The organism is Bacteroidota bacterium (genome assembly GCA_034439655.1).
GTDB lineage: Bacteria > Bacteroidota > Bacteroidia > UKL13-3 > UKL13-3 > CANJUD01.
Genome location: JAWXAU010000143.1, coordinates 1 through 11,368, shown reverse-complemented (window position 1 = coordinate 11,368; position 11,368 = coordinate 1). Strand labels below are relative to the sequence as shown.

Sequence of the window (11,368 nt, the reverse complement as noted above, 5' to 3'; positions counted from 1 at the left end):
TATATATATATATTGAAACGCTCGATGTTGGTGCGATTTTGCATTGCATTTTTATTAATAGGTTGTGCTGAATTGGTGAGCTGGGTCTGGTATTATATACAGGAACAGAAGGAAATTACGGAAAGGAATGCGATAACACAACAATTGGCTAAAGATGCAGAGCTTGCAAATTTGAGACAACAATTACAACCTCATTTTTTATTTAACAGCCTCAATTCTATTAGTGATCTCATAGGCAGCAAGCCCGAGGAAGCAAGAAGCATGATACAAAAATTGTCTGATTTTCTCAGAGGAACCTTGCGTAAAGACGAACAAAAACTAGTTTCGCTAAGAGAAGAATTTGAATTGTTGCAGTTATATTTAGATATTGAACAAGTTCGCTTTGGACAAAGATTAAATACCCAAATTACAGTTGATGAAACCTGTGATGACTGCTTGCTCCCTGCATTAATTTTGCAACCAGTTGTGGAGAACGCCATCAAATTTGGATTATATGATACGGTGGGGGAAGTAACAATTATCATAGAAGCAAAAAATATTAGAAACCAATTAGGTATTATAGTGAAAAACCCATTCGACCCTCAAACTACAAGGCACAAGCAGGGAACTGGCTTTGGCGTGGCCTCAGTTAACCGCAGGTTGTATCTTATTTTTGGACAGCAAAATTTATTGAGTACAGAGGTGCAAGAGAATATATTTATTACACAAATTAATATACCCCAACGATGATTAAAACTATTATAATAGATGACGAACCTTTGGCGAGATCCATTATAAAAGAATATTTGCAAAATCATTCAGATATAGAATTGGTAGCTGAATGTAATGATGGTTTTGAAGGAATGAAAGCTATACAACAATTACAACCAGAACTTATATTTTTGGATATACAAATGCCCAAAATAAATGGATTTGAAATGTTGGAATTGACCGAGAATCCGCCTGCTGTTATATTTACTACGGCCTTTGATGAGTATGCCCTTAAAGCTTTTGAAACACATGCGATAGATTATTTATTATATCGCAGCTTGGCCAAGTGATTTTGTTTTATAGTCCGATTTCTAAAGTCGCCTATAAGTTTCACACCAATAATAAACTTCCAAATTGTAAATTCGCACCCCTAATGAGCAATACCTATCGTAATTTTCTGCAAACACCTATCGAGTTTCTCAAAGGCGTGGGGCCTGCCCGTGCTGAGCTGCTTAGGAAAGAATTACAAATTTTCACTTACAGAGATTTGCTCATGCATTTCCCTTTTCGATATGTCGACCGTTCAAAAATTTGGGCTATCCGCGACCTCGATGATCAGATGCCTTACGTGCAAGTAAAAGGTGTTTTGCAAAACTATAAGAAAGAAGGAACAGGCAAAACCATGCGTGCAAAGGCCACTTTGAACGATGGAACCGGACATGTAGAATTGGTTTGGTTTCAAGGATTAAAATGGCTGGACGATTTTGTAAAAACTGGACAAACCTATATAGCTTTTGGCAAACCTTCCGTATATAGAAATATTATATCAATCACCCATCCCGAATTGTCGTTGCCCGAAAGAGAAAAGTTTGAAACGGGCATTCAGCCTGTGTATTCCATTACTGATAAAATGCGTGCCCGTGCTTTCGACAATCGTGCCTTGGCCAAAATATGTTATACTTTGGTGCACCATCCCGAGTATTATATACAAGAAAATTTACCTGAATATTTATTAGATAATCTGCAATTGGTGAATAGGAAAATGGCTTTGAAAAATATACATTTTCCCGAGAATATAGATATGTCCAATGCCGCCGTTGATAGGCTCAAATTTGAAGAATTGTTTTTCTTGCAACTAAAAATTCTGCATTATAAACAGCAGGTAAGTTCGCAAAAAACAAATATAATAGCTACAACAATTGCTGAGCATTTTAATAATTTCTATAATACCAAATTGCCTTTCGAATTAACAGATGCACAGAAGAAAGTATTAAAAGAAATTCGCACCGATTTAGGTTTGGGCAAACAGATGAACCGCTTGCTGCAAGGCGATGTGGGTAGTGGTAAAACTATAGTAGCTTTGCTTAGTATGTTGATGATGGTCGACAATAATTATCAATGTTGCCTCATGGCTCCCACAGAAATTTTAGCGACACAACATTATAAAACTATTAGCGAAATGTTTTTTGGTACGGGCCTCAATTGTAGATTGCTCACAGGTTCTACTTCAAAAAGTGAACGAAAAGATATAGACGACAATTTGATGAATGGAGAAATTAATATACTAATTGGGACCCATGCATTAATTGAAGATAAAGTACAGTTCAAAAACTTGGGATTGGCGGTAATAGATGAGCAGCATCGTTTTGGTGTAGCACAAAGATATAAACTTTGGAAAAAGAATCAGGAACCTCCGCATATTTTGGTGATGACCGCCACACCAATTCCACGCACACTTGCCATGACCTTATATGGTGATTTGGATATATCTGTTATCGATCAATTGCCTTTGGGTCGAAAGCCTATTCGCACCGTGCACCGCTACCTGCGTGGCTTGAGCGATGTATATAGTTTTATTAAAACACAAATTGCCGAAGGTAGACAAATATATATTGTATATCCCTTAATTGAAGAATCGGAGAAACTAGATTTTGAATATTTGATGGGTGGCTATGAAGAGCTTAAACAAATTTTTCCTGAGCCAGAATATAGATTGGGCATGGTGCATGGCAAGATGAAACCCAAAGAAAAAGAAAATGTTATGAGCAATTTCGTGAAAGGTGATATACATGTTTTGGTTGCAACAACGGTAATAGAAGTAGGCGTGAACGTGCCCAATGCCAGTGTGATGATGTTGATGAGTGCCGAACGTTTTGGTCTTGCTCAAATGCATCAGTTGCGAGGCCGTGTGGGCCGCGGTGCCGACCAAAGTTATTGTATATTAGTAACAGGCGATAAACTTGGTGCCGATACTCGCAAACGCCTTAAAACAATGGTAGATACCACCGATGGATTTGTGATAGCCGAAGTAGATATGGAACTGCGTGGCCCTGGCGATTTGGAAGGAACACGCCAGTCAGGCATGCTCGATTTGAAATTGGCTTCTATCATACATGACCAAAAATGGGTAGAGCTTTCTCGCAAACAAGCACAGGAATTATTATTAAAAGATCCATTATTGCAATTGCCCGAGCATATTAATACTTCCAAATATTTTGAATTATACACTAGGCAGAATGGGGATTGGGGCAGGGTGAGTTAGGGGTGAGAAACAGGAGTAAGGAGTAAGGGATAAGTAGCTTCTGCGGAATGGTCTTTACCCCTTATTCCTTTCGCCTTATCTTTGCAAATAATTTAACCAGTCATTGTCCACAAAGACCAAATACTATTTCGCATCCGATTTTCATTTTGGAGTGCCCGATTACGAAAGTAGTTTGCTGCGTGAACGTAAGTTGGTGGCTTGGTTGGAGGAGATTTCAGTTGATGCCAAAGAATTGTATTTGGTGGGAGATTTATTCGATTTTTGGTTTGAATACAAGCATGCCATTCCAAAGTATTATACAAGATTCTTAGGTCAGCTTGCCCGTATGAGTGATGCGGGAATAAAGATATATATTTTTAGCGGCAACCATGATGTGTGGATGAAGGATTATTTTATCAAGGAGTTTAATATGGAAGTGCATCACAATCCGTTGGTAAAACAAATCGGGAACAAAAAATTTTTCATAGCCCATGGCGATGGTTTAGGCCCAGGTGACCACGGTTATAAGTTCATCAAAAAACTTTTTAGAAATCCTTTTTGTCAGTGGTTGTTTAGGCAATTGCATCCTGATATGGGAATACGATTGGCCAATTATTTCAGTACTAGTAGTCGCAGGGTAAATGCTGATAAAGACAAAGTGTTTTTGGGCGAAGACAAGGAATGGTTGATTATATACTCCAAAGAGTTATTGCAACATACCCATTACGATTATATGATATATGGACACAGACATCATCCGCTAGAACTGGATTTGGGCAACGGAGCAAGATATATAAACTTGGGCGATTGGATTTCGCATTTCACCTATGCTGTGTTTGATGGAGAGAAGTTGGAATTGAAGAAAGTATAATACTACTTGCTATCAATAATTTTCACCAATTCGATGAGTATATTATCGTTTGCATAACCAAAGTATCTGCTAGGATGTATGTGGTTGTTACCTTTGGCGGTAGATATAAAACTAGCTTCAGTAGAAACTTGTACTAACCAATTCTTGGTGAAATTATAAGCAACGGATAAAACCCAGGCTTGTTCCAATTTTTTAAAAGTATCACGTGCATCATATTTTGTAAATGGCGTAAACTCTATATTTCCACCCACTAAAATTCCAACTACGGGGCCTGTGCTTATATAGATTTTTTTCTTAAATATATAAGTATAGATAATTGGTAGATCAACATAATGCAAACTTGCTTTCTCCCATTTTCCATCTCCACCAATGGGGCCAAACTCTCCATATATCTTTTTACTGCCCTTGTTCACATATTTCATTCCTATAGACCATAGCATATCTTTTTTAAGTGGGAATTGTGTCATGAGACCTGCGGTGAGCCCATTTTTGTGGTATCCGCTCATGCCGTCATTATCAATCTGTGAAAGACTAATTCCCAAACTGGCTTTGAATTTTGCTTGCTGTGCGAAAATAGTGTTTGGGATTATATATAATAGTGTAGCTAGTGATATTATATACACCTTGTTTTTATATTTTATTAAAGAGGCCATTCTATATATTGTCTTTTTACTTCCCGTCGAGGCGGGCTTGCTACTTTATACTATAAACCATCTTCCCTCTTATATAAGTCCCGACTACTTTCGCTTTCCTACATTCCTTAAATGTGGCATTCATCAAGTCCGTGTCCAGGATAATGAAATCGGCTTGTTTGTTGGGTTCTAAGCTGCCTGTATATCTTTCACCATTCACACTGTAGGCTGCCCAAATGGTTATGCCGCGTAATGCTTCTTCTTTTGTTAAGGCATTCTCCATTTGGAATCCACCTTTGGGGAATTCGTTGCTGTCCATTCGCCACACTGCAGATGTAAATGTATATAATGGATTCACATCTTCTACTGGAAAATCGGTGCCGAGTGCAACCAGTCCTGCGGCTTTCAAAAGGTCTTTGTAAGCGTATGCAGTTTTTATACGTTGCTTACCCAATCGTTCTTCAGCCCAATACATATCACTGGTGGCATGGGTAGGTTGCACAGAAGGTATAATACCATACTTTTTAAATTTTTTCAAATCATTGGTATCAACTACTTGTGCATGTTCAATACGCCATTTATATATGTTTTTGCTCAGTATGGGTTTCAATTCTTCTATCAATCTAAAGTATATACGTGTGGCTGAATCGCCTATGCAGTGAGCGTTGAGCGGATATCCATTCTCGGCACACCACAAAAATACTCTTTGTAGTTCTTTATAGCTTGTTAACTGAAATCCATAAGTTTTTGCTTTGTCGGAATAAGATTTTAATAACAAAGCTCCTCTACTACCCAATGCTCCATCTATATATACTTTCACGCCATCCAAATGTAGTTTGTCAAAATTTAAATTTTTGCTCGCATCATGGGCTTCAATAAACTCGGGTGTGAACATGGGCATTGCGTATACATTGATATCGCTCAAAAATTTTGCAATTTTATATATGGTATCCATTTCTAGTCCCGCATCTACCACACTGGTCAGGCCCATAGATAAACATTTAGTTTCAGCTTTTTCTACTGCAAGTTGAATTTGTGTATCATTCATTCTTGGAATTACTTTCATCACCAAATCAACGGCATTGTCGATTAAAACACCAGTTGGTTTTCCACCCTTTAATATAATTTCGCCACCCGAAATTTTCGTTCCTTTTTTAATTCCTGCAAGAATCAAGGCTTTATTATTCACTAATGCTGCATGGCCATCAATACGTTTTAATACTACAGGAATATCAGGAAATAATATATTTAATTGTTCGTTGGTAGGATACTCTTTTTTCGGCCAATCATTCTGGTCCCAACCTCGACCCATCAAGTAATTGCCTTTGTTAGTAATATTATATTTTTTGCAGCGTTCTAATACTTCATCATAAGTTTTTGTACCCACCAAATCTACTATTTGCATACTCACTCCCAAACCAAAAAAATGACAATGGGCATCAATAAAACCGGGATAAATATATTTGCCTTTTACATTATTTAATTTTGCAGAAGGATATTTAGTCTTTAGATTTTCAAATTTACCTGTTGCCAGAATTTTATTTTTTTTCTCAGTGGTTGGATATTCTAATACTGCCATCGCATCACACTTGGTAAACTGGCTATCTACTGTATATATCGTGGCATTGTGATATATAGTAATTATAGAATCAGTCTGTGCAAAGCAGACTATATTATATAATAAGAAGAATGAAAGAATCTGAAATTTGAGATTCGATTTGTAACATATTATTTGAATTAAATTCATTATGGTATTATATAGTTTCTTTATCGCTAATTTCAGCATATATAGTTGAGAAAGGAATAAGCATCTGATATTTTTTGTCATCCCAAGTGGGCGAGGCCCGCCGCCGAGGGGTACAATGTTGGAACTTAGTGCGTCGCTATAGGAAGCAGAAGATATCTCCTTCGCCCGATAGCTATCGAGAGACATGACAAATCTATTTAGCATTGTGTTTTGAGTATATATTTGTCTTATTTTCAAAAAAACTAAAAGCCGAATCACCATACTTTCTAGTTTCAATATAATATTTCTGATTCTCGAAAGAGAGGTTTTTATGGTGTTCCCATATCAACATCCCATTTTCTTTGAGTAATTCTTTTTCAAATATTAGGCCGATTATGGTCTCCTGATTCGCCATTTCATAAGGCGGGTCGGCAAAGATGATGCTAAACTGCGTGGGACAGTCTTTGATAAAGTGTAATACATCTTCCGTAATGGTATGTATTTGGTCAAGTCCCATTTTTTGAGCTTCACTATATATATACTTACAGCATTTTGGGTATTTGTCAACACATATTACCTCGGTAGCACCGCGACTTGCAAATTCGAAAGCTACATTTCCAGTGCCGCTGAACAAATCCAAAACATTAATTTCATCTAAGTAATATTTGTTTTCCAAAATATTGAACAAACTTTCTTTGGCTCGGTCAGTAGTGGGTCTAACAGGCAATCCTGTAGGAGGCCTCAGCACATGGCCACGATATTTGCCACTTATGATTCGCACAAGGGCAAAGATAAAAGCGGGAAATATAAATGCTCGGGCAAAACATCAAAAGCCTTGTCGAAGGCAAAGTTGGCTGGGTGTTCACCTAGTTCGGTAAACATGATATAAGTATTCAATAAATCTTTCAGTTCATCGAAACGACTGATGGAACCATATAATTTCAAAGGTTGGGTTTTGGGCGATAATTCAAAATGTTCGTAACTGGCAAGGATATAATATAATATATCTTCGATGGTTTCATATTCGAATGAATTACAAAAAATGAGTTTGTTGTTTTTGGTAATAACGATATGAAAAAAATCGGGATTGATATGGGCAGTAAACTCAGTTTCATTTTCACTATTCACCAATAGACCTGATAACAGTGCCGTTGCGTAATGGGTAATTTTTGCCTGTGGAAAATATAGGTTAATAATATCTTTAAGTAAATTCGATATTTTGAAAACATTCAACATCCCACTTGTTTTAATGTGGTCAGTATATAATGTTTCTTCGTTTGCATTATAGGGTGTAGTGAAAGAAAAAATATCTTTGGCCTTGCTACGGTCAAACAAGTTTTCGGGGAACAGGGCCTGCTGGTTGTTTTCTATGATAATGCGTGAGTTCCTATACGTCTTTGTGAATTCGTGGTTTACAATGTCTCGCAGGTCATCGGGATTGGAGAGCGGGAACGATTTCAACGCGATGAATGATGAAAATTTGGGGTCGTAAAGTGCATAAGCCATTTCACGATCGGCCAATTTTATATATAAGTCCAACAGATGGCTAATGTCATCGTTGTAATTTGCGGCCTGAATATCGTATGCGGTCATGTAATGTTGCAAACCTAATCAAAAAAATGGTGCAAAAAAAATGCGACCCTGTTGAGCCGCATTCTTTTTATATACAATTGGTGGATTAGCTTTGGTTATTTTCCTCGTCAGAGGCTGGTGGGGCTGTGTATTCGGGTCTTTGGTACTCATCAAAATTATAATCGGGCATCAGTTCATTTTTTACATAAGAAACTGTTTCTTGCAAGCCATCCATAAATTTATTAAAGTCTTCTTTATATAAAAACACTTTGGTTTTCATAAAGCCACCGTCAAAATTCTTTTTGCTTTCGGTAATATTTATATAATAGTCATTGCCTTTGGTGGTTTTCACATCAAAGAAGTAAGTTCTTTTACCAGCTTTTACCTTTCTCGAAAATACAATGTTCCTGTCTTGGTTGTAATCATCCATACGATTTCTATATTTTTTGCGTTGACAAATGTATGCTTAGTATGGTACTATGCAATATGAGTTGATTTTGATAATTTCAAATGTTAAGATACTGTGTTGTTTTTCAGCTAATTATTTTTTGCGAAAAAGTGTCATAAATTTTGACTCGCCTTGGAATTTCTTTGTTTTTGAAATCCAAAGTTCAATTAAGAATGATGATGCAATGCCAATAATACCACCAATTGCCACATCCAACGGGAAGTGCTGGGCAAGATAAATTCGAGACCAACCAGTTAAACATGCCAGCATCAACAAGCCGACAGTTATATAGAGCTTGCGAAAGTAAAACGCCAATGATAGGCACCAAATAAATGCCCCTGCCGAATGCCCCGAAGGAAATGAATAACTGGAATGCAAATCGGTATTTTCTACAATATGCAGCACCGATAAATCATTGGCAAAAACTCCAGCAGGTCTGGCCACTTGGTCGAATACAAATTCTTTTAATCCTTGCACCACCAAAAATGATAAGATGCCTGAAAAAGCAACTCCCAATGCTCTTTTATAATTGATAAAGGCAAAGATGATGATAATAGGTATGATAGTAACCCATTCGCCCAACATAGTTATATATGGCATCAGTGCATCGAAAAAAGTGGAGTGAAAATTGTTGTTCACATATAGAAAAACAGTTTCATTGCTATACGCTAAAATGTAGGCAAGTAATACAACTATCGGTATTAAAAAAATAAAAAAAGTAGGGTATAAGTTGAGTTTTACGCTGCTTTGCGGCCTATCCATTTATTGATGATATTATATAGCCCGTCGTTACTGAAAGGTTTTGATATATAGTCGTTCATTCCTGTTTCTATTGCCTTTACTTTTGTAGCTTCATAGGCATCTGCAGATATAGCTATGATAGGGATTTGAGGGTTTTTAAAAGTTTGGCTTTGTCTTATCTTTTGGGTAGCCTCATAACCGTCCATGATGGGCATTTGCAAATCCATCAATACGGCATCATATTCTTTTTGTTCCATGTATTTTAGGCATTCTACACCATTGGAAGCAACTTCAAAAGTGGCATTCCATTTTTTCAAAATTTCTTTCATCAATATTTGGTTGATGAGGTTATCTTCTACTACCAAGAAGTGCTTGCCCGCAAAATTTTTATTGTTTGTGGCGTTGGCCATCACAGGGCTCATTTTCACCGGCGACTGAACAAATTGGGCCACATTCATATAGTTTTCCGAAATTTCGAATGGCAGTTCCACAAAAAATACAGTACCACGGTCTACCTCACTTTCAAGCCAGATACGGCCTTTCATAAGTTCTACCAATTTATTGGTGATGGCAAGCCCCAAACCTGTTCCTCCATATTGACGGTTATGCTCGTCTTTTATTTGGCGGAAGCTCTCGAATATGATATTGAATTTTTCGCGGGGTATACCAATTCCAGTATCAACAACTTCTATATGCAAAATCAGTTTTGAGTTTTGTAAATCGAGCGATTTTGCGGTGAGTTTCACTTCTACCGATCCACTTTCAGTAAATTTGAGGGCATTGTCTACCAAGTTAATCAGTATTTGGTTTAGCCTTACTGCATCACCTTTGAGCATGAGCGGCAAACGTGTGTCGACAGATTTGTTGAGTTGTATTTTTTTGGCATTTGCTTTCACACTAGCCACACGCATTACTTGTTGCAATACATCGTTCAGGTTGAATTCCGAAGTTTGCAGACTGAGTTTGCCTGCATCAATTTTAGAAATATCTAATATATCATTTATGATTTCTAATAAGTTATCGGCTGAGAGTTGGATAGAGCGGAGGTTGTCGGCTTGAATTTCTTCAAGTTCTTTTTCTTGTAACAATAATTCCGTGAGACCAATAATGGCGTTCATTGGGGTACGAATCTCATGACTCATATTACTCAAAAATTGGCTCTTGGCTTTGTCTGCAGACTCAGCCGCATCTTTGGCTTCAATCAATTGTGACTCGTTACGTTTTAAATTATCTCTCATCGATATGAGTGCAGTTCCCAAATCGTCGCGTGGGCCGATGGGTTTAAAAGGTTCGTCGTAATTGCGGGTTCCTATCGAGTTTGCAAACTGTGTTTTTTGTTTCAATGATTCGGTAAGCATATCAACCGATTGTATCATTTTGCCAATTTCATTTTCGCTTACTTTTAAGTCCGATTTCGATAATTCTCCACGGCTCACACGGGTTATCACATTACGCAATTGTACTACAGGTTTGGTAATGAGGTTGCCCATATATATTGATATGATAACGCCCAAAATACTGAACAAAATAGAAAGTCCAATAATGCTATATCTTAAGTTATCGGCAGTTTCCGACAGTATCAATTGACTCTCGGCAAACTCTTTCGATTTTAATTTTTTAATCTTGTCTACCCTTGTTGCAAGCTCGTCTGATTGCTCTATTACATCGCTCAATAAAAAGTTACTTTCGGCTTTGGCTTGGGCTATTTCATACGATTTGAAATCGGGGAGGTAGGCCATAATTTCTTTTTCCCATCCAAGAATTACTTCAAATAATTTGAATGCAGAATCCATTTCTTTTATTGAACTTTCTTGGTCTTCCCAGTTCACCATCAGTTTTTTGATCCGTTCTTTTATATGGCGGTATTCGGTTTTGTGCAGTTTTTTTAGTGCCGATTTATCATAATCATTTGGTTGCGATAAAACCCAAGTAATGGTAAGCATTCGCGATTTTACCACCATATTGTCGAAATCGTTTACAGCTTCCAACGAGGGGGCAACTACCGTAGATATTTTTTCGGATATATTGGTATTTGCTTTCAGTGCAAAAAAACTGACGATAGCATATAACATCAGCAGGAACACGAGGATGAAGAACCCTGTGAATATCTGGCCGTTGAGCCCAAATCTAATTTTAGCCATAATGGTAAGTGTTAAAAGATAATTGG

At 37.3% G+C, this 11,368-nt stretch carries 10 protein-coding genes and 1 pseudogene; 4 read left to right on the top strand and 7 right to left on the bottom strand.

Annotated elements, in window-relative coordinates; translation table 11 throughout:
- From SGJ10_10340 to SGJ10_10325, 4 genes and pseudogenes are all read left to right on the top strand, one after another.
- Positions 1 to 729: histidine kinase (locus SGJ10_10340; GenBank protein ID MDZ4758514.1), on the top strand; the 729-nt coding region annotated here is incomplete at its 5' end.
- A pseudogene (locus tag SGJ10_10335) lies at positions 726 to 1,019 on the top strand (response regulator). The gene SGJ10_10340 and the pseudogene SGJ10_10335, both read left to right, overlap by 4 nt.
- Positions 1,020 to 1,123: 104 nt before the next feature.
- A complete protein-coding gene (gene recG / locus SGJ10_10330; GenBank protein MDZ4758513.1) occupies positions 1,124 to 3,232 on the top strand; it encodes an ATP-dependent DNA helicase RecG in 2,109 nt (702 codons plus the stop codon).
- 103 nt (positions 3,233 to 3,335) lie between these two features.
- The gene (locus SGJ10_10325; protein MDZ4758512.1) at positions 3,336 to 4,082 is read left to right on the top strand and encodes a UDP-2,3-diacylglucosamine diphosphatase; all 747 of its coding nucleotides are present in this window, start codon (positions 3,336 to 3,338) and stop codon (positions 4,080 to 4,082) included.
- 2 nt (positions 4,083 to 4,084) lie between these two features.
- On the opposite strand, the gene SGJ10_10320 is transcribed toward SGJ10_10325, so the two are convergent.
- From SGJ10_10320 to SGJ10_10290, 7 genes are all read right to left on the bottom strand, one after another.
- Positions 4,085 to 4,735, bottom strand: a complete 651-nt coding sequence (locus SGJ10_10320; protein MDZ4758511.1) for a porin family protein — start codon at positions 4,733 to 4,735, stop codon at positions 4,085 to 4,087.
- 40 nt (positions 4,736 to 4,775) lie between these two features.
- Positions 4,776 to 6,461 carry an amidohydrolase gene (locus tag SGJ10_10315; protein MDZ4758510.1) on the bottom strand — a complete coding sequence of 562 codons (1,686 nt, stop codon included), beginning with the start codon at positions 6,459 to 6,461 and terminating at the stop codon, positions 4,776 to 4,778.
- Positions 6,462 to 6,654: 193 nt separating this feature from the next.
- A complete protein-coding gene (gene rsmD, locus SGJ10_10310) occupies positions 6,655 to 7,221 on the bottom strand; it encodes a 16S rRNA (guanine(966)-N(2))-methyltransferase RsmD (GenBank protein ID MDZ4758509.1) in 567 nt (188 codons plus the stop codon).
- A complete protein-coding gene (locus SGJ10_10305; GenBank protein MDZ4758508.1) occupies positions 7,209 to 8,033 on the bottom strand; it encodes a DUF3822 family protein in 825 nt (274 codons plus the stop codon). Before SGJ10_10305 ends, rsmD begins: the two co-directional genes overlap by 13 nt.
- Before the next feature lie 85 nt (positions 8,034 to 8,118).
- Complete coding sequence (locus SGJ10_10300; GenBank protein MDZ4758507.1) at positions 8,119 to 8,442, bottom strand: DUF3276 family protein; 324 nt, start codon at positions 8,440 to 8,442, stop codon at positions 8,119 to 8,121.
- A gap of 111 nt (positions 8,443 to 8,553) precedes the next feature.
- On the bottom strand, positions 8,554 to 9,099 hold the full coding sequence (locus tag SGJ10_10295) for a phosphatase PAP2 family protein (GenBank protein ID MDZ4758506.1): 546 nt from the start codon (positions 9,097 to 9,099) through the stop codon (positions 8,554 to 8,556).
- Positions 9,100 to 9,197: 98 nt separating this feature from the next.
- On the bottom strand, positions 9,198 to 11,368 hold a 2,171-nt coding region (locus SGJ10_10290), incomplete at its 5' end, for an ATP-binding protein (GenBank protein ID MDZ4758505.1).